This window comes from Paenarthrobacter aurescens, assembly GCF_041549525.1.
Lineage (GTDB): Bacteria > Actinomycetota > Actinomycetes > Actinomycetales > Micrococcaceae > Arthrobacter > Arthrobacter aurescens.
In genome coordinates, this window is the sequence record NZ_CP157456.1 from 661126 (window position 1) to 679285 (window position 18160).

General features: G+C 61.8%; 17 protein-coding genes. 10 read left to right on the top strand and 7 right to left on the bottom strand.

Annotated elements, in window-relative coordinates:
* The first annotated feature begins 61 nt into the window (after positions 1 to 61).
* The 3 genes from ABI796_RS03260 (at position 62) to ABI796_RS03270 (ending at position 3326) form a co-directional block, all read left to right on the top strand.
* A complete protein-coding gene (locus tag ABI796_RS03260) occupies positions 62 to 1639 on the top strand; it encodes a M23 family metallopeptidase (RefSeq protein ID WP_141283262.1) in 1578 nt (525 codons plus the stop codon).
* A gap of 78 nt (positions 1640 to 1717) precedes the next feature.
* Complete coding sequence (locus tag ABI796_RS03265; protein ID WP_141283261.1) at positions 1718 to 2200, top strand: glutathione peroxidase; 483 nt, start codon at positions 1718 to 1720, stop codon at positions 2198 to 2200.
* 142 nt (positions 2201 to 2342) lie between these two features.
* Positions 2343 to 3326, top strand: a complete 984-nt coding sequence (locus ABI796_RS03270) for a phosphodiesterase (RefSeq protein WP_141283260.1) — start codon at positions 2343 to 2345, stop codon at positions 3324 to 3326.
* Here the strand turns inward: ABI796_RS03270 and ABI796_RS03275 are convergent.
* From ABI796_RS03275 to ABI796_RS03295, 5 genes are all read right to left on the bottom strand, one after another.
* Positions 3304 to 4893, bottom strand: coding sequence for a stealth family protein (locus ABI796_RS03275; protein ID WP_373092919.1), 1590 nt, complete (start codon positions 4891 to 4893; stop codon positions 3304 to 3306). The genes ABI796_RS03270 and ABI796_RS03275 overlap by 23 nt on opposite strands.
* Positions 4894 to 4960: 67 nt before the next feature.
* Positions 4961 to 5881: a hypothetical protein gene (locus ABI796_RS03280; protein ID WP_141283258.1), complete on the bottom strand. Its 921-nt coding sequence runs from the start codon at positions 5879 to 5881 to the stop codon at positions 4961 to 4963.
* Positions 5882 to 6008: 127 nt separating this feature from the next.
* Positions 6009 to 6362, bottom strand: coding sequence for a hypothetical protein (locus tag ABI796_RS03285; RefSeq protein ID WP_141283257.1), 354 nt, complete (start codon positions 6360 to 6362; stop codon positions 6009 to 6011).
* 182 nt (positions 6363 to 6544) lie between these two features.
* Positions 6545 to 6934, bottom strand: coding sequence for a hypothetical protein (locus ABI796_RS03290; RefSeq protein WP_141283256.1), 390 nt, complete (start codon positions 6932 to 6934; stop codon positions 6545 to 6547).
* A gap of 182 nt (positions 6935 to 7116) precedes the next feature.
* Positions 7117 to 9183 (bottom strand): alpha/beta hydrolase, encoded by a 2067-nt coding sequence (locus ABI796_RS03295; RefSeq protein ID WP_141283255.1) that lies wholly within the window; start codon positions 9181 to 9183, stop codon positions 7117 to 7119.
* A 262-nt stretch (positions 9184 to 9445) separates the two neighbouring features.
* Here ABI796_RS03295 and ABI796_RS03300 point away from each other — a divergent pair, with 262 nt between their 5' ends.
* The gene (locus ABI796_RS03300) at positions 9446 to 9745 is read left to right on the top strand and encodes a type II toxin-antitoxin system VapB family antitoxin (protein WP_021471645.1); all 300 of its coding nucleotides are present in this window, start codon (positions 9446 to 9448) and stop codon (positions 9743 to 9745) included.
* A 22-nt stretch (positions 9746 to 9767) separates the two neighbouring features.
* Positions 9768 to 10415, top strand: coding sequence for a LytR C-terminal domain-containing protein (locus tag ABI796_RS03305; protein WP_141283253.1), 648 nt, complete (start codon positions 9768 to 9770; stop codon positions 10413 to 10415).
* Here the strand turns inward: ABI796_RS03305 and ABI796_RS03310 are convergent, their stop codons facing one another.
* Positions 10416 to 11120, bottom strand: a complete 705-nt coding sequence (locus ABI796_RS03310) for a TetR/AcrR family transcriptional regulator (RefSeq protein WP_141283252.1) — start codon at positions 11118 to 11120, stop codon at positions 10416 to 10418.
* A 141-nt stretch (positions 11121 to 11261) separates the two neighbouring features.
* Between ABI796_RS03310 and ABI796_RS03315 the strand changes: the two genes are divergently transcribed.
* The 5 genes from ABI796_RS03315 (at position 11262) to ABI796_RS03335 (ending at position 17234) form a co-directional block, all read left to right on the top strand.
* The gene (locus tag ABI796_RS03315) at positions 11262 to 12263 is read left to right on the top strand and encodes a LacI family DNA-binding transcriptional regulator (protein ID WP_141283251.1); all 1002 of its coding nucleotides are present in this window, start codon (positions 11262 to 11264) and stop codon (positions 12261 to 12263) included.
* Between the two features lie 185 nt (positions 12264 to 12448).
* Complete coding sequence (locus tag ABI796_RS03320) at positions 12449 to 13783, top strand: extracellular solute-binding protein (RefSeq protein ID WP_141283250.1); 1335 nt, start codon at positions 12449 to 12451, stop codon at positions 13781 to 13783.
* Between the two features lie 36 nt (positions 13784 to 13819).
* Positions 13820 to 14740, top strand: a complete 921-nt coding sequence (locus tag ABI796_RS03325) for a carbohydrate ABC transporter permease (protein WP_141283249.1) — start codon at positions 13820 to 13822, stop codon at positions 14738 to 14740.
* Positions 14741 to 14742: 2 nt separating this feature from the next.
* Positions 14743 to 15645, top strand: a complete 903-nt coding sequence (locus ABI796_RS03330; protein ID WP_141283248.1) for a carbohydrate ABC transporter permease — start codon at positions 14743 to 14745, stop codon at positions 15643 to 15645.
* Between the two features lie 50 nt (positions 15646 to 15695).
* Complete coding sequence (locus ABI796_RS03335; protein ID WP_141283247.1) at positions 15696 to 17234, top strand: alpha-N-arabinofuranosidase; 1539 nt, start codon at positions 15696 to 15698, stop codon at positions 17232 to 17234.
* 91 nt (positions 17235 to 17325) lie between these two features.
* Here the strand turns inward: ABI796_RS03335 and ABI796_RS03340 are convergent, their stop codons facing one another.
* Positions 17326 to 18024: a DsbA family oxidoreductase gene (locus ABI796_RS03340; protein WP_141283246.1), complete on the bottom strand. Its 699-nt coding sequence runs from the start codon at positions 18022 to 18024 to the stop codon at positions 17326 to 17328.
* Positions 18025 to 18160 lie beyond the last annotated feature (136 nt).

Below are 18160 nucleotides of genomic sequence, written 5' to 3' on the forward strand. Positions count from 1 at the left end.
GCAACAATGGTGCTTGCACGCCAGGCTGGGGTTTGGTGCCGCTGGCTTTGGGGAGTGTTTTGTGGGCAAGCATCATGAATCAGACCGGGCAGTAGAACTGATCCGTACCGTAGGCTTCCATCGCGTTCTGATCGCCGGAAGCCTCGCCGTCCTGGCGTTCTTCGCTTTTGGCTTCCAGCCCTTCAACGCTGTCCCCAGCAGTTCTGTGTCCGGATCAGTGGCACAGGGTGTTGTGGAGCCGAGGGCCTTGGGCACCTTGGTCCCCCCGGAAACTGAAACCCTGGTGATAGACCCCACCATGGAGCCACCCCAGCAGGTTGCCGGCACGCCCATGGTGTACTTTGACCGGGCGTTGGTCCGCACCGTCAGCAAGGACGGCTCCACAGGACTCACTGTTGCTTCCGCCGGCCTCTCCCGGCCCCCTGCAGGGAGCCTCTACTCACCGCTTGAGGTCCTGAACAAGAGCTCCTCCTACGGCTACCGCTACAGTCCTTTGACGGGCCTGGCCGGAGAATTCCACTGGGGCCAGGACTACGCCGCCGCCTGCGGCACGCGCGTGTACGCGGCCGACGCCGGTGTGGTGCGGGCCGTCGGGTGGCATGTGTGGGGCGGTGGCAACCGGGTTGAGATCGAGCACGGCAACGGACTGGTCACCACGTACAACCACCTCCAGGCAATCGGTGTCACCCAGGGCCAATCGGTGCGCGTGGGTGAGGTCATTGCCGAGGTTGGGACAACCGGGTGGTCCACGGGCTGCCACCTTCACTTTGAGACGATCGTCAACGGTCTTCATACGGACCCGGCCAATTGGACGCTGCTGCCCATCCGCCAGCTTGACGCCCTCCAGAGCATTGCCATGGTGAACTACCAACCCGGCGTCGGCAACGGCTCTTCGGGAACACCGCAGTGGGCTGTCCCGGTATCGGACGGCACCACCCGGGCTGTAATTGGTGGAGAGCACGAACACGAGGAACCGCTGCCCGTTCCACCGGCAGCACCATCGGGCACCACGCAAACCGGCGCCAACCCGCCGGGCAGCTCCGGCGGTACCACCGCGCCTGCCACCACGCCGGGTCAAACTACGACGCCGGGTCAAACCACGACGCCGCCCACCTCACCTTCGGCGACGGCTACTCCGACTCCCACGCCGACCGTAACCCCGACCCCCACGGTTACAGCTACGCCGACTCCCACGGAGACAGTCACGCCGACTCCCACGGAGACCACCACGCCACCGCCGTCCACCAGCGTCCCGGAAACCAGCATCCCGGAAACCAGCATCGCTCCTCCGGCGTTGACTACGGCGCCTTTGGCTCCCTCACTCCAATCGGCCGTGGTCCCGCCGGCAGCCGTGGAACCGGCCCCGGTGGCACCCGCAGTGGTGGAGCCAGCCCCGGTGGCACCGGCCGTCGTCGAGCCGGCACCGGTTGTGGTGGCGCCGGCCCCGGTGGTTACCCAAGCAGTTGTGCCGGCTCCGGCCCCTCCGGTGGCTCCGGCACCCGCGCCGGCAGCGGTCCTCCCATCTGCGTTGCCGGCCGTGATCCTTCCGCCCGGATACATCCTGATCGCCCCGGACCTGGTCCAGCGGCCGGACGGCGTTATTGTGCCGTTGTCCTCGCTCGTCCTTCCCACGCCCTAGGTTTCGCGGCCCGCGCCAGCTCCCGTAAGCTCGACTCCGGCAATCCCGCCAGGACGACGTCGTCAGGAAGCGAATCCCATGACCAGCCTTTACAGCATTCCCCTTACTTTCAACGATGGCACCGAAGCAGATTTCGGCCGGTTTGAGGGCAAAGCGGTCCTGGTGGTGAACGTGGCTTCGAAGTGCGGTTTCACGCGCCAGTATGCAGGCCTTGAGGAGCTGTACGGCAAGTACCGCGGCCAGGGCCTGGAAATCCTGGGAGTGCCCTGCAACCAGTTCGGCGGGCAGGAGCCCGGCGCGGACCACGAAATCGCAGAATTCTGTGAGCGGAACTTCGGTGTTTCCTTCCCGTTGACCAGCAAAGCCAACGTCCTGGGCAAGGAGCAGCACCCACTCTTCGCGGAGCTGACCCAGGACGCTGATGGGCAGCCCGTCAAAGTGAAGTGGAACTTCGAGAAGTTCGTCATAAACCGTGAGGGAGAACTTGTTGCCCGGTTCCCATCCGCAGTGGAGCCTGACTCCGAAGACCTGATAGAAGCATTGGAAGAAGCGCTGGCGTAAAGCCACTGGACCGGAAAGGTAAAAAGTAATTTTCCAACATTCCGCCGGATGTTGGCCTGTTGTTGGCTTGTTGTCTGGTTGGATTGGCACTACTGGAATGACACGGGAGAAGCCGTCTCCCACCAAACGCTAAGGCGAAGCTATGGAGCTCATCGAGGCCGAATACCCCAAACCAGGTCATGTGCTTTTGCACCTGAGCGATCTTCACCTGGTGGGTGGTCCCGGCACGCTCCACGGCTCGGTTGACAGCGCAGCCAGGCTCAATGAGATCTGCGAACAAATCATCGCCTCAAGGATCAGGCCCGAGGCCATCATTTTCACGGGAGACCTGGCGGACAAAGGCGAGCTGGAAGCTTACGAGCGTCTCCGCGAGATGATTGAGCCGTTGTGCGCTTCCCTCGGGGCGAAGGCCATTTGGGCCATGGGCAACCATGACAACCGGGCGAACTTCCGCTCAGCTTTTGCTGATGCCTCTGCGGCCAGCAAGCCACAGGACCCCGTGGACCGCAGCTACTTTGTCAACGGACTCCGGATCATCACCCTGGATACCACGGTACCCGGACACCACTACGGTGAACTGTCAGAGTCACAACTGGAATGGCTGGCCGATGAACTGGCCACCCCGGCCCCGGACGGCACTATCCTGGCCCTCCACCACCCGCCGGTGCCGTGCGTGCAGGACCTCGCCGTGTTGGTGGAGCTACGCGGCCAAGCCGCACTGGCCGCCGTCGTGCGTAATACTGACGTCCGCACCATCCTGGGTGGCCACCTGCATTACTCCACGACGGCGAGCTTCGCCGGCATCCCGGTATCGGTCGCCTCAGCTACGTGCTACACCCAGGACCTGGCGGTGCGCGCCGGCGGACAACGGGGGCGTGACGGAGCGCAGTCGTACAACATGATCCACGTCTACGAACACACCATTGTGCATTCTGTGGTGCCCATGTCCGGTGGCGTCACAGTGGGCGAGCCCTTGGACGCCGACGAAGTTCAGCGGCGGCTGGCGGCCGCGGGCATCCGCATTCCGCACGAATCCCGGGTGGGCGCCCATACCTCGCCGGGCACCCACACGTCTTCGCTGCCGCTTGTCTCGCCAGGCTCTTTTACTTCTCCCAAGGCGCCTTGACGGGGAAGTACTTCTCCAGGAAGTCAGTCACCAGGTCCGCGCGCTCATTGGCTTCAACCTCAGGGAAACTGCCGTCATTGAGGCAGAAGAAATCCATGTGACGCTTCGCCAGGAGCTTGGGCAGGTAGTGCAGCCCGGCCCACATGGTGGAGTCCACGTATCTGACCTTGGCGCTGGTCTGCGTCACGGCACGGCCGGTGAGCAGTGCGTAGTAGTGGTAGAACGAGTTGGTCACGGAGATGTTGTCCGCGGCCCGGAAACGGCTGCCGGCGGTCTTGGCGAACTCGGCCGGGAACTCCTTCTCCATCTGCGCCACCACGCTGCGGCGCAACGGCGCGGCAGTGTGCTCAAGGTGCCGGGTGGTGATCCGGCCGAAGCGCTCCCACAGCAGCTTGCGGTTCACGCGGGCTGCATTCTCAAAACCGCTGCGCTCAGCATCATTCTCGCCCAGCCCAATACGCGTATCTGCCTCAATGAACTTCGTGATGCCCCCGGGAGTGAAGAACATGTCCGGCCCAACGGGACGGCCAAAGAACATGTCGTCATTGGAGTACAGGAAGTGCTCCGAGAGGTCCTTGATGTGGTGCAGCTGGCACTCCACGGCCTGGGAGTTGTGGGTGGGAAGCACGGTGGGATCGGCGAAGAACTCTTCACTGCGGACGATCGTCACTGACGGGTGATCGGCCAGCCATTCCGGCGCGGGGGAGTCGGTGGCAATGAAGATACGCCGGATCCACGGGGCGAACATGTGCACCGAACGCAACGCGTACTTCAGCTCATTGATCTGGCGGAAGCGTGCCTCGTGGTCATCACCCTCACCGAGGACAGCCTCGGCCTGCTGTGCACGCCTCCTGGCAATGTACTCAGGATCGCTGCCATCAACCCAGGAGAAGACGATGTCAATGTCGAAGTCGATGTCGCTGGCGTGATCGGCGAACATGTTCTCAATGGTGGGCCAGGACAGGCCATGCCGCTGGACTGTGCCGCGCACGGCATCCTGACGCAGCATGGTCCGGCGCGTGAGGGAGTTCTCCACCGGCAGTTCCAAGTGATCGCCCTCGAACCTCCACAGTTCAAGCTGCACACCCAGCGCCGGCCCGTACCAAAGTCCGCCGCCAATCTCCACGCGGGGCCGGTAGAGGCGGAAGATCCGGGCTTTCCGGTTCGCCGAGAGATCGCCGTCAGCTACCAGCATGGAGGTCTTCTTCTTGGCGTCCACGGTCATGGAGTAGAAGGGCTCGTTCCGGAACGCGGTGACCAATGCCTTGCGGACGTCCTTGCGGGACTCCCAGTCAACGGCAATGACGGGGCGTTCATCGTTTCCGCGCACCAGAATGAAATCGATGCCCGCGGCGTCCAGGGCGGCCCGGACAGCCAGGAGATCGGACACCATGGCTTGCTGCGGGGTGAGGTCGCTGTTGACCAGGGCGTACCGCCCGCGGTGACGAACGACGTCGGACCTGTGCTTAAGATGCGCGACGACGGCAGGGGTGATTGCCTCGGCAATCGTGTCCTCTTCGACGGACGGGCTGCCGTGGTAAATCGGATCGACCTGTGCTTGTGTGATGGCTGTATCTCCGAAGATCGTGGGGTACGGGTTGCTCTAAAACTGTAAAACGTGCGTGCCTGGAAACTTAGATCGAAAGCGCCTCGCGCCAGCTGCGGAGGAATGCGCCGCCGGCGTCGTCATGGATCACGTCATCGGCCAGGTCAAGGTCGGCTGCCGTCAGGATGGTGTAGGGCTTCACGGGTACGCCATCTGCCGGCCGGACGTCCACGTGTTTCACATCGTGATCGTTGTGGTGAAGCCAGTCTGCCATGGCATAGTCCGTACGGGAATCACCCACCGTCCGCCACGCGAGCGGGGTAATGCCTTGGGCTGCGAGGAGTTCAACGGCGCGGCTGGCTCCGAGGTCCTTGCCCAGGCACACGGACTCGATGTCCGTGGAAATGATGGTGGGGTCCAGGCGGTAGTCCGCGGTGTCATCGGATCCCGGTGCGTGGTGATCCAAAATGGCGGCGTTGAGGCCGTGGCGTCCCATGATCTCCAGGGCATCGGCGTCGAAGAGTTTCTGTTCGGCAAGGTAATCCTCGCTGGCAACGTCCACGTGCTGCTCCACCGAAACCATGGCGCGCTTGGTCTCATCGAAGAACATGTGTGCCGAGTAGTCTTCGGCAACAAGCCGGCGGATATCGTCACCATAGGCCTTGGGCACGGCGAGTTGGTGGTCCACGTGGATGGGGCCGGGGCCTTCGGCCGTGTAGCTGAACCAGACGGCGCCCTTCTCGCAAATGGCGTGGATGACGGTGTCCGCCGGCATTCCCGCGGCGATCATGGGCTCCATGACCTGCTCGCTGATGAACGCATCCGAGCGCCCCGTGTTGAAGATGACCGGGATGCCCGCCGAGGCCAAAGCCACCAAATCCGCGATGATGTCCGGTTTGACGTCGCGCGTTACAGGGCTGGCGATAGGACCGTCGACGTCCAGCAGCAACGCCAATTCGGGCGTCGCGCGGGCAGCGGTCCGGTCAGTACCTTGGAGCGATTGAGTCATGCCCCTATTCTGTCAGTCCGCGCCGTGGACCTCACAGCTGTGACGTCTGTGACGCCCCACGAAGGATATAGACGGCAACCGTGGAAAGGACGCACCAGTACGGACGGACTTTGCTGGTCACTGCTTCCTACTGGAATTTGCCTTCGGGATCCGGCGCGCATCGGGTGTTACCGCCGAGCGTGGTGCCGAAGCTGCTGGTTCCAAGCTGCATGGAGAATTTGCCATCGCCAAAGCCAGTGGTGGTCTGGTCTCGGTTGGCCCCCGAGGGCTGGGTTTGAACAACTCTTAGCCCTGTGCTTTCAAAGACCTCCTTTACCGACTTATGTATCGCTTCAGCCTGATCTTCTGAGATCGCGCCGTGCATGCTGTCGAAGCTGAATTGAGTCCCTTCCATGCCCAGAGGCAGATGGCAGACGTCCCCCGGAGCCTCTGGAATGACTTTTGTCCCGAAGTACTCTGTGCGGGCTTGTTCCGGGTCCATGGTCTGCTCCGCAGTGCTGGTAGGTGGTTGGTGCCAGGCGTTGTCCCGCACCCTGCAAGGGTGAGAAGAATGATCGCCGCGGCGGGAAGGTCGCGCCTGGACCTAAACGGCATCAGCAGTCGATTCAACGTTTCTTGATTCCCTCTTTGGCCGCTGTAACCATTACCGTGCCCGTGGAGAGGCTATTTTGCTACCTCCGGGTCCGGGACACAGCGGCTGCTGCCATCGATTATTGTGCCGAGGTCGCCCGTGTATAGGGCGACGGATAACCCATCGGGTCCGAATGCAGTAGTGATGAGCAAATTATTCGTGGTGGTTGATTTATCGAGGGTCTGAACTTTGTACCCGCGTGATTCATAAAATGCTGAGACTTTCTGCCTGAGTGTCTCGCGCTCGGCGGAGCTGAAGGGTCCCGTGGTCCGGCCGCCGGCGAACTGCTTGCCGCTTCCGGTGTCCTGGAAGTTGCAGTATCCACCTGCCGGAACGTCCTCGTTCACCCATTCACCTGGTGCCAGGGCTTGGATCTCGTCGAGGAGTCCGAAGAACTCCTTACTGGCATCTTCCGGTGTCATAGTTGCCCCTTTCCCGTCGTCGGGAAGTTTGTTCGTTGACGTGGCTTGAGAAGACACAGCCGGTGTCGTGTTGCCCCCGCCCTGCGGGGCGGAGGCACATCCGGATATCAGCAGCATCAGGACGGTGCCCGCGGAAAAGGCTGCTGCAGTCAGTCGTCGTCGATTCAACAATCTGATTTCCTTCATTCGTGATGTTCCACGGGCTCTCCTGAATTGGTCAGCTTATCCGTGAGCCCCAGAGAGACATATGCTTGGTTGAAGCTTGACTCAGTATTGAGAGATGCATACCCAAGCTTCTCACCGTCCTCGAGCCAGCCATGATTCTCTGTTGACAGTGGCGTTAGACTTCCCGCATCAGTACCCACGCCGTCGGCCCCGATCTGTATTGCTCCGTACGCCGGGACGGGAACCGTGAACGAAGGTCCACCTTGGGGAGCCTGATTGGTCTGATAGTGGAATCCCTGAATGCGTTCTCTGCTCACATTTCCAATGTCGGATACGTTGTCGACGGTGAATTTGGTTTGGTACACATCAGCGCCCGGGTTCAGATGGAAGTCCTGGACACCTGCTACACCCTTCAGCACGCCAATGTCGGCATTAAGATTGATGCTGTCTACGGCCATGCCCTCCACTGCCGCAGCCTGGGCCGTCAACGTGCCATAGGACAAGCCTGAAATGTTGTTGCTGGCGGTGTTTCCCAAACTGTTCTGAACGGCGGCAAGGGTGTTGATGTCCTTGCTCAGGAACGACCCGCCTGTCCGGGCATTGGCGTCATCGAAGACCCCAGCCGCCGGGGCCGGTTCGAAAGCTACCCATCCCACCACAGCCAGTCGAGGTGGGGTACCCGCGTGGGTGTCGTTCAGCTGTGCAACACGAAGTTGCTGATGATATTGCGTGTCAGCGGCCAAGGCGAGGTCCGGCATGCTTTTGGTCACGGTCGTGTCGACGCCAGGGACCTGGTAGGTGGTGACTTTGGCTGCATCGAGGTCTCCCACGCTGATAGCAGCGCCGGGCTGATCGAGATTGAGGCTGATCAGTTGCTTCGCAGCGCCATGCTGCCCGGTTTCCAGGGCGGTTTTGATGCTCCGAAGTCGATCCAAATATCCCGGAGTATTGATCCACGGTGGTGCAGTGGGATGCCGCCCCACCGCAGTTTCATGCACGAAGACGTCGAATTCTTTCAGCATCTGCGTCAGTACCAGTTGGTTGGCCTGATTCCTTGCAGTGTAGGAAACCCCTTGCAGATTTCCGATGATCGACGGGAACGTACTGATGAGGAGTTGCTGGGTCTCGCCGAGGGTAACTTTGCCGGTGCCGTCATCTACTGTGTGGCCGAGGCTGCTCCACCATGCTGCGGTCACGGCAGGCTTGTACTCCTGGTTCTGCAGGAGTTCCTGGAGCCGGGCTTTGTTCGAAGGTACGGCAAGCCAGGTTGTCAGTTGCGCGGCGTTCAGGCCAGCGATGTCGTTCAAGCCGACTTGGTTTGGTGCTGCGTACTGGATGAAGAGCCCATTGAGCATGCTGTCTGCGACGGCGCCACTGCCTGCTGTTTCGAATGCGGTGGCGACCTGCTCTATCCAATCGGCATCTGCTGCGTTGGCGGCGAGCAGCTGCTCAAAACCAGCAACAAAAGATTCAGTCTCGATGGTCACCCAGGAACACGATGCTGTGAAGCTGCCCCAGGCATTCCGGACTGCGGCAAAGTGTGAGTTCAGGGTGTTCGTGGCCGTCCGGGACACTGAGGCGAAGCCGCGGAGCTCGCTCGGGTCAGCCGAGGTGGTTCCGGTTCCTGGTCCGCCGGCGAACCGGGGCCGTTCCCGCGGAGAAAACACAGCTGAAACAGCCGGTGCTGGGACCGGCGTTCTCTCGGGCATCGGGTCCAGGACCATGGTGGCGACTGTCGCCGATGCTTCGGCGATGTTCCCGGAGAGCAGGCGCTGTTTGCGGATGTTGTCGCGTTGCTGCCAGGCGTCCATGTTCTTTTGCCGGTTTTTCTCTTGCTGGGCCCTGTGCTTGGCCTCGCCGACGTCCTGGGCCAGAACCGCGAGGACACCTGAAAGCTTGCCGCGATCATCGGACCTGATGCCGCAGGCGTCCTTGAAGAGACGCCCGTAGCTGCCGTTGAAGTCCTGCACTGCCCGCTCCACGGCCCCGCACAGGAAGCCTCCCTCGGCCCGCAGAACCTCGTCGGCAGAGTTCGCGGCAGTGATCAGCGCGTCGGCCGCGCCGTCATCAAAAGCAATTCCCATGCCAGGCCCCCCAAACCCAGAACAATAAATCCAACGACTAGCATAACCGGTGTTTGCGCGGTTGGGAGTTCATTGCGCCGGCCGACTCTAGGATGGGTGTATGCCAGAGGATGCAAGAAGCACCGTTGCTCAAGCCAGTGATCTGCGGACGTCCAGGTCCGGGGCCGTAGGAGCAGAAGTCGGAAGTCACCTTTTGGCTACAACCTGCCTGTGCCGCGGGTCACAAGTTCCGTTAGCGCGGCATCTTCCATAGGCTTGCAGGGTGATCTTCAAAGCTGTGGGCGAGGGACGCCCGTACCCTGACCATGGATACTCTGCGCCGCGGGACTGGGCTGCCCTGCCCCCACGCCCTGTCCGCCTCGATGAACTCGTTACCACCAAACGGACCCTGGATTTGGAGGCATTGTTGGCTGAGGACTCAACCTTCTTCGGTGATTTGTTCCCTCACGTGGTCCAGTATCAAGGGGTTATGTACCTCGAGGACGGACTTCACAGGGCAGTCCGCACGGCACTCCACCAGAGGACAGCCATTCACGCACGTGTATTGGTGATCGATGGCTAGCAAGCGCAGGCGTCCCAAAGATGTGACGCAACTCCATGGCCACCACGTGGTCACAGGCCCTGAGCTGAGGGCCACCTTCGCCGAGGATGAGCTGGTGAACAAAACCCGCTTCCGGCGGAGGCTGCTCCACGGAATCGTCCTGGTCCTGCTGGTAGGCCTCATAGCCGCGGGGGCCGTGGGTGCATGGGCCATTATGAACGGCGTGGTCAAAGTCCCCACTGCAATAGCCAGCAAAGCTCCAACCAGCCTGTGCCCTGCCACCACGTTCGATTACGTGCCGAACGAGACCGTGACTCTCAACGTTTTCAACGCCACCTCCCGTGCCGGGCTGGCCGGAACAGTGGCGGACCAGTTCAAGGCCCGTGGCTTCAAAGTGGCCTCAGTGGACAACAGCGATACCGCTTATTCGGGCGTGGGCGTGGTGGTTTCAGGGGTCAAAGGCCAAGCCGCAGCGTTCAACATCCAACGCAACATCGCCGGAACTGACTACTTTGAGGACAACCGCGAGGACGAGTCGGTGGACGTGATCCTGACCCCGGATTTCGAGGGCCTGGTGGAACCACAGCTGGTGGATCAGACTCCGGGGATGCTGGAGTGCCCGCGGGAGGATCTGCGGATTGCAGACAACGCCAAATGGCCCATCATTCCCACGCGTCCCCCGGGGCAGTGACTAACCGGCCAGGGCTCCGCGGGCCGGCTCAGCGAGTTTAGTGGGCTTGCCGGCGTCGTCGAACCGGGCGCCGGCACCCAACTGAATGAAGCGCACCGTCTGTGCGATGTGCCGTTCTAGAGCTGCATGACGCTCGACGTCGGAGGCTGACGACGGCGGGGGAGTCTCGCCGTCGGGCGTTCGGTTGCGGCGGGCGGCGCTGGCTGAGAGCGTTCCGTGAATGAGCCGCGCCAACTGCGCCACGTCAACATCGGGCAGGAAACCCTGCTGGACGCCATCGTGGAGGATGTCCTGCAACAGGACGTTGAGGTCCCCCACATGGTCGGCGAGCTTGGCGAAGGAACCGGGGGACAGGACGGCGGCCATGGCCGGGCCCGGGGGCAGGTGGCGCCGGCTGAGGTCTTCCACCTGGGCGCGGACGTAAAGTGCTAGTCGGTCCACGGGGTTATCCAGCGCAGCCAGGGAATCGCGCAGGTCCACAATGAAGCGCTCAGTCTCGTCCAAGGCGTACGCAATGAGCAATTGCTCCATGTCCGCGTAGTAGTTGTACACGGCGGTGCGTCCCACTCCGGCATGGCGTGCCACGTCCGTCATGGTCAGTCCCGGGAGGCCATGGGTGAAGAGGAGCTCTCCGAACGCGGTCAGAATCCGACGTTGGGTCTCGGCGCGTTGGGCAGCATTCGAGGCGGCCGTGATCCTTGGCATACAGACACTTTACAGCGATCTGTCACCAAGTAGCGCGGGTTTTTGTACAGCTGACGCCCTTATACGGGTCTCATGAGGGCATTATGTGGACAAAAACTCGCGTAGCATCAAGGAAAACCAGCACTAATTTTAGGGGGACTGTTGCGGGCAACGGTCAAGGACGTAGCGCGCCGTGCAGGGGTCTCTCCTAAAACGGTATCGAACGTCATGAACGGGATTGTCCCCGTCAGCGAAGCCACAAAGCTCAGGGTTGAGCAGGCCATGGCGGAGCTGGACTACGTGCCCAACCTCTCGGCACGCGGACTGCGGAACGGCCGATCCGGTGTGATCGGACTGGCCTTGCCTGATCTGGCCACTCCCTTCTCGGCAGAGCTTGCCCAAAGCATTGTAGAAGTGGCCCACGCGCAGGGTTTCAGCGTGCAGATTGAAGAAACCGGCTCTGACCCGCACCGTGAGCACGAGCTGATGACGCGTGCGCGGGCCAACCTGATTGACGGACTGATTCTCAATCCTGTGGTGCTCAAGGAGAGCGCCGTTCAGGTGGGTGTCGCTCTGCCCCCGGTGGTTCTCCTGGGCGAAGTCACGCAGCAGCTGGCGGACCGCGTCTTTGTGGACAGCTTCGCTGCAGCGCGGGACATGACGCTTGCTTTGGCCAGGCCCGGGCGCCGGCGAATCGCTGTTTTAGGCGTCAACCGGGGAAGGCAATCTGCCACAGCCATCCAGCGGGCAGGCGGTTATGAGGCTGCCCTCCAGGAGCTGGGAATCGCCAAGGACGAGTCGTTGCTGATTTCCTGCGACAGTTGGACGCCCGCTTCGGCGGCGGCGTCACTGGCGGAGTATTTGGATGCGAACCCTTTGCCCGAGGCACTGTTTTGTTTTACCGACTCCATGGCCCTGGGCGCCCTGAATGCGCTGTGGAAGAGGGGTGTGCGGGTCCCGGATGACATCGCGGTAGCTGGCTTTGACGACGTCATTGACGGACGTTTTGCGGTACCTTCCCTCACCACGGTGTCCTTCGACAAACGGGCCATTGCCACCGAAGCCCTTCGACTCCTGACCGAACGCATGTCAGATCGCTCGCATGGGCAGCGGCTGGTGGAAATCCCCTATTCCATTGTGGAGCGGGACAGCAGCAGAGCCTGAAACGAGAGCCGGCCACTAAATTGTGCGCGCTAACAATTTTCTCTTGCCCTACCCATTACATCGATGTAATGTGAGACCTGCGTCACCCCCGGGCCAACCTTTACCCGAGAGCGGGAACGCACCGGAGCCGGAATTCTTGCAGTGCAGCAGTGACCTTTCAGCGGACCCATCCAAAGGAGTGACGGGTGAAGCAGTTTGAATCTTTGACCGGGAAACAGTTGTCCCGGAGACAGTTAATGACAGGATCAGCCCTCCTTGGCGGAGGACTTCTGGCCGCCGGCCTCACAGGATGCGGAGGCGCCGCCCAGGCAGCAGCGGTCCAGGACATTGGGTTCTGGCACCTTCTCTCAGGCGGCGACGGCATCAAGATGCAGGCCATGATCGAGGCAGCCAACCAAGCCAACCCCGGCTTCAAGGTCCACCCCACAGTGCTTGCCTGGGGTCCGCCGTACTACACCAAACTGGCTATGGCATCGGCAGGAGGACGCCCGCCCGAGGTGGCCATCATGCACGCCAGCCGGGTCCCCGGATATGCGCCGGGTGGACTCATTGAGCCATGGGATTTGGACCTGCTCGCCGAGAATGGCGTGACGGCCGCAGACTTCGCTCCCAGAATCTGGGAGAAAAGCCAGCACAATGGCCAGGTCTTCTCCATAGCGCTGGACTCGCACCCGTTCGTGATGTTCTACAACACGGACATCGCCGGAAAAGCGGGCCTGCTGGCAGGCAACGGTCAGCTGCAGGAGGTCAGTTCACCGGACGGGTTCAAAGCCATGGCACTGGAGATGCAGAAGGTCACCAAGGCCCACGGACTCTCCTTCGGCTACCTCGGCAGTGGTTCGCAAATGTGGCGCCTGTTCTACACCCTCTACAAGCAGCACGGCGCTGACATGGAACTGACGCCGGGCCAGCCCATGAAGGTGGACCGGGACGCGGCCATTGAATCACTGGAGTTCATGGCCTCACTCTTTGATGACACCATCGCAGCCCAGGCCGGAGACATCAGCACGGGCATCGCGGAATTTGCCCGCGGCGGATCCGGCATGCTCTTCAGCGGGGTGTGGGAACTGCCCACCATGAAGAAGGCCGGAATACCGGTTGATGCGGCCACCATTCCCACCCTTTACGGGACGCCGGCCTCCTACGCGGACTCGCACTCCTTTGTCCTCCCGCGCCAATTGAAGATCAATGAAGACAAGCGCAGGGACGTCTACAAGTTCGTCACCGATGTCCTCAAAGGATCCCTCTCCTGGGCCGAAGCCGGACACATTCCCGGGTACCAGCCCGTGGTCCAATCGCAGGCCTACCGCGACCTCACGCCCCAGATCCACTACGCCAACGCGGCAGACATCATCGCCTACGATCCCGAGTCCTGGTTCAGCGGTTCTGGCTCGGACTGGCAAACCTACTTCGCGGAGAACGTCCAGAACGTCCTTCTGGGAAGGGACAAGGCAGCCGTGGGATGGGATGCCTTTGAACAACGCACCAACACCCTTCTCTCCCGTCCCAATCCCGTCTAACCGGCCCACGTACCGAGCGACCCAAGGAGTTCTTGAATGAGTACCTCTACGCTGTCCCGGCCCAGGCCGGAGACTCTCCGCAAACCCACCAGCCGCACCCGGAGCAACCTGAGCGGCTGGGGATTCGCCGCACCGTTCCTCGTGTTCTTCCTTGTTTTCCTGGTGTGGCCCATTGTTTACGGCTTCTATATGAGCCTCACGGGCAAGTCCCTCACAGGCGCGAATGACAGCCTGATTGGCTTCGCGAACTACGCCGAAGCCCTGGCCGACGCCGATATGTGGCGTTCGCTGGGCAACACCCTCTACTTCACCGTGATCAGCACCGTGCCCTTGGTCCTGGTGGCGTTGGTCATGGCCGCGTTGCTTAACATCGGGCTCCCGGCCCAGTGGCTGTGGCGGCTGTCCTACTTTGCGCCGTACCTGCTGGCTTCCACTGTGGTGTCACTGTTCTTCACCTGGATGTACAACCCTCAGCTCGGCCTGATCAACGAGTTCCTCACAGGAATAGGCCTGCCCAGGGTTGCCTGGCTCAACGATCCCAACGTGGCCATGTGGGCGATCGTCATCGCCACTCTCTGGTGGACCGTGGGCTTCAACTTTCTGCTCTACCTGGCCGCCATGCAAAACATTCCGGCCCAGCACTATGAGGCTGCATCCCTGGACGGTGCCGGTGCCTGGCGTCAGTTCTTCTCCATCACCCTGCCGCAGCTCACCCCAACCACCGTGATGATCGTGCTGCTCCAAATTCTGGCATCACTGAAAATCTTCGATCAGGTGTACCAGATGACCGCTGGCGGCCCGGGTGGGTCCACCCGGCCGGTGGTCCAGTACATCTTTGAAACCGGGTTCACCGGATACCGGCTGGGCTATTCGGCAGCCATCTCCTACATCTTCTTCGGACTGATCGTGGTCATCTCGATCATGCAGTTCGTCATCACCCGCCGCAGGAGTGCATAGCCATGGCAATCCCCACATTGACCCGTCCCGCTCCCAGTACCACTACCGCCAACAGCCTCAAGATCCGCCAGCCACGGAAGAAGCTGACCATCGGCAGGATCGCGGCAATCGTCGTCGCTGCCTTCATCGCTGTGCTGTGGCTGATTCCCTTCGCCTGGGCCACCGCCACCGCCTTCAAAACCGAGACGGATGCCGCCGCTCCGGACGTCACCTGGCTGCCGCCGTCGGGCTTCACCCCCGAAGCGTTCGTCAAGGTATTCCAGGACGGCAACATCCCGCTCTGGACGTGGAACTCGCTCTACACCTCGGCAGCCATCACGGCCATCACGCTGGTAATTTCGGCGCTGGTTGCGTACGCGCTCAGCCGGATCGACTTCAAGGGCAAGAAAGTGCTGATGACGGTGATCATCGCGTCCATCATCATCCCGCCGCCCGTGCTGATCATCCCGCTGTTCTACCAAATGCTGGCCCTGAACCTGATCGATACCTCCTGGGCCATCATCCTGCCGCAGGTCATCCACCCGGCCATGGTGTTCGTGCTGAAGAAGTTCTTCGACCAGATCCCGCGTGAACTCGAGGAAGCTGCCGTGATGGACGGTGCCAGCCGCTTGCGGATCTTTACCCAAATCATCCTGCCGTTGTCCCGGCCCATCCTGGCCGCCGTCGCGATCTTCGTGTTCATTGGCGCGTGGAACAACTTCCTGTGGCCGTTCATTGCCACCAACGACGGCAACCTGCTGACCCTCCCGGTCGGTTTGCAGACCATCAAGAGCGCCTACGGCATCCAGTACGCGCAGAACATGGCATCCGCCCTGCTCGCCGCGCTGCCGCTGATTGTGGTGTTCCTCTTCTTCCAGCGCCAAATCATCAAAGGCGTCGCGACGACGGGACTCGCCGGAACCTGACCGGCCGCTTTTTTGCCAACCAAAGTTTCAGAAAACAACCAAGGAGATACATGTCCCGCGCACGCATCACCCTCGACCGCGACTTCACCATTGGCGAGGTACCCCGACGACTCTTCGGCTCCTTCGTGGAGCACATGGGCCGCTGTGTTTACACCGGCATCTACGAACCCGGGCACCCGGAGGCCGACGAGAACGGTTTCCGCCAGGACGTCATGAAGCTCGTGAAGGAACTCGGCGCCACCGTCATCCGGTACCCCGGCGGCAACTTCGTCTCCGGCTACAACTGGGAAGACGGCATTGGCCCCGTGGAAAACCGGCCGCGCCGCCTGGACGGGGCCTGGCACACCGTAGAAACCAACGCCTTTGGCCTGCATGAGTTTGTGGACTGGTCCAAGCAGGCAGGCACCGAAATCATGGAAGCCATCAACCTGGGCACCAGGGGAGTGGACGCGGCCCGCGAGATCGTGGAGTACGCCAACCACCCCGGCGGAACCTACCTCTCAGACCTCCGCGCCAAGAATGGCCACAAGGACCCGTTCAACATCAAACTCTGGTGCCTGGGCAACGAGCTGGACGGGCCGTGGCAGATCGGCCACAAGACTGCTGACGAATACGGCCGGCTGGCACAGGAAGCCGCCAAGGCCATGCGCTTTGTGGACCCCTCGCTTGAGCTGGTGGCCTGCGGCAGTTCCAGCTCTTCAATGCCAACGTTCGGGGCCTGGGAGCAGACTGTCCTGACGCACACCTATGACGAAGTGGATTACGTTTCCCTCCACGCCTACTACCAGGAGCACGACGGCGACGTGGGCAGCTTCCTGGCCTCCGCCGTCGACACCGACTACTTCATTGAGTCAGTGATCGCCACCGCGGACGCCGTCCGGGCCAAGGGCAAGCACAAGAAGCACATCAACTTGTCCTTCGATGAGTGGAACGTCTGGTACCAGCGCGGCCTGGACACCGAGGATCAGCCGCACAACGTGGCCAAGGCCGGCTGGCGTGAGCACCCCCGCGTGATCGAGGACAAGTACAACGTCACCGATGCCGTGGTGGTGGGAACGCTGCTCAACTCGCTGCTGCGCCACGGTGACCGAGTGAAAATCGCCAACCAGGCGCAGCTGGTCAACGTTATTGCGCCCATCCTGTCCGAGGAGAACGGCCCGGCCTGGAAGCAGACCATTTTCCACCCGTTCGCGCGCATGGCCGAGCTCGCCAAGGGCCAGATCCTGCGGCTCTCGGTGGACTCGGACAAGTACTCGAACAACCGTTTCGGGGACACTGACCTGGTGGACGTCAGCGCTACCTGGAACGAGGAAACCGGCCGGGTGGCACTGTTCTTCGCCAACCGCGGCCTGGAAGAAGCTGCCGACGTCGAGGTTGCCTTGCGTGGCTTCGATGCCCGCCAGGTGCTCCGCGCCGAGGTCCTGGAAATCCCCGAAGGCGGCGATCGTTTGACCATCAACAGCCAGGACCAGCCGGGCCGCGTTGGCCTGACTGCTCTGGAAGGTGTGAAGGCCACTGGCTCCGAACTGCGCCTGACGCTGCCCGCATTGTCCTGGGCCGTCGTCGAGCTTGACGTGGTGAAGGGCTAACCCCGTACGCCAAAGGCGGGCAGCTGGGGAAGCTGCCCGCCTTTGGCGTGTTTTGAGCCTGCAATCGGGAAGGCCCGACGGCGGGGGCTACTTAGACCGCGCAGCCGTCAGGGCCGCAGGCCTCAGCGTCGGAGGCGCCCACCGGGATCAGCGGGTTCGCTTCCTGCCACGCCTGATTCAGTGCCTGGCTGAAAAGGTCAGCGGGCTGGGCGCCGGAGATGCCGTACTTGCGGTCGATCACGAAGAACGGCACACCGGTGACGCCGATGGCGCGGGCCTCGTTGATGTCTTGATTGACCTCTTCGGTGTATCTGTCAGTGGTGAAGAGCTCGGCAACCTCGGCGGCGGGCAGCTCCAGCGCGGCAGCGAGTTCTGTGAGGTACTCCCTGTTGCCGATGTCCTTGCCGTGCTCAAAGTGATCGCTGAGCAAACGCTCCTTGGCGGCATCCTGGCGGCCATGGGCAGCGGCAAGGTGGATGAGGCGGTGGGCGGTGAAGCTGTTAGCCACCACCACTTTGTCGAAGTGGTAGTCCAGGCCTTCGCCCTTTGCCGTCTCCGTGACGTGCGCGAACATCTGCTTGACCTGCTCCGGAGCCATGCCCTTGCGGTTGCTCAGGTAGTCCAGCTCCGTGCCGTCATAGTGCTCCGGGACGGAAGGGTCCAGCTGGTAGCTCTTCCACTCGATCTCCACCGAATCGCGGTGCGGGAACTGTGCCAGGGCGGTCTCAAAACGGCGCTTGCCGATGTAGCACCACGGACACGCGACGTCTGACCAGATCTCAATCTTCATGCTGTTGGCAACCCTGTGGGCCGGCAGGGCATTCCTCACAGGGGTGTTATTTTCCTCACCCGTTGTTGTTCCAAGCGAAGCCCAATACTCTTGAAACGGGTTATGCAGACAGCCTTTGGCTTGGGGGTTCACGCGG

What these genes read in the sequence shown, in the direction of transcription:
- ABI796_RS03265 (WP_141283261.1), top strand. Translation starts at nt 1,718, where the DNA reads ATGACCAGCCTTTACAGCATTCCCCTTACTTTCAACGATGGCACCGAA.
- ABI796_RS03270 (WP_141283260.1), top strand. Translation starts at nt 2,343, where the DNA reads ATGGAGCTCATCGAGGCCGAATACCCCAAACCAGGTCATGTGCTTTTG.
- ABI796_RS03280 (WP_141283258.1), bottom strand. Translation starts at nt 5,881, where the DNA reads ATGACTCAATCGCTCCAAGGTACTGACCGGACCGCTGCCCGCGCGACG.
- ABI796_RS03285 (WP_141283257.1), bottom strand. Translation starts at nt 6,362, where the DNA reads ATGGACCCGGAACAAGCCCGCACAGAGTACTTCGGGACAAAAGTCATT.
- ABI796_RS03290 (WP_141283256.1), bottom strand. Translation starts at nt 6,934, where the DNA reads ATGACACCGGAAGATGCCAGTAAGGAGTTCTTCGGACTCCTCGACGAG.
- ABI796_RS03295 (WP_141283255.1), bottom strand. Translation starts at nt 9,183, where the DNA reads ATGGGAATTGCTTTTGATGACGGCGCGGCCGACGCGCTGATCACTGCC.
- ABI796_RS03310 (WP_141283252.1), bottom strand. Translation starts at nt 11,120, where the DNA reads ATGCCAAGGATCACGGCCGCCTCGAATGCTGCCCAACGCGCCGAGACC.
- ABI796_RS03325 (WP_141283249.1), top strand. Translation starts at nt 13,820, where the DNA reads ATGAGTACCTCTACGCTGTCCCGGCCCAGGCCGGAGACTCTCCGCAAA.
- ABI796_RS03330 (WP_141283248.1), top strand. Translation starts at nt 14,743, where the DNA reads ATGGCAATCCCCACATTGACCCGTCCCGCTCCCAGTACCACTACCGCC.
- ABI796_RS03335 (WP_141283247.1), top strand. Translation starts at nt 15,696, where the DNA reads ATGTCCCGCGCACGCATCACCCTCGACCGCGACTTCACCATTGGCGAG.
- ABI796_RS03340 (WP_141283246.1), bottom strand. Translation starts at nt 18,024, where the DNA reads ATGAAGATTGAGATCTGGTCAGACGTCGCGTGTCCGTGGTGCTACATC.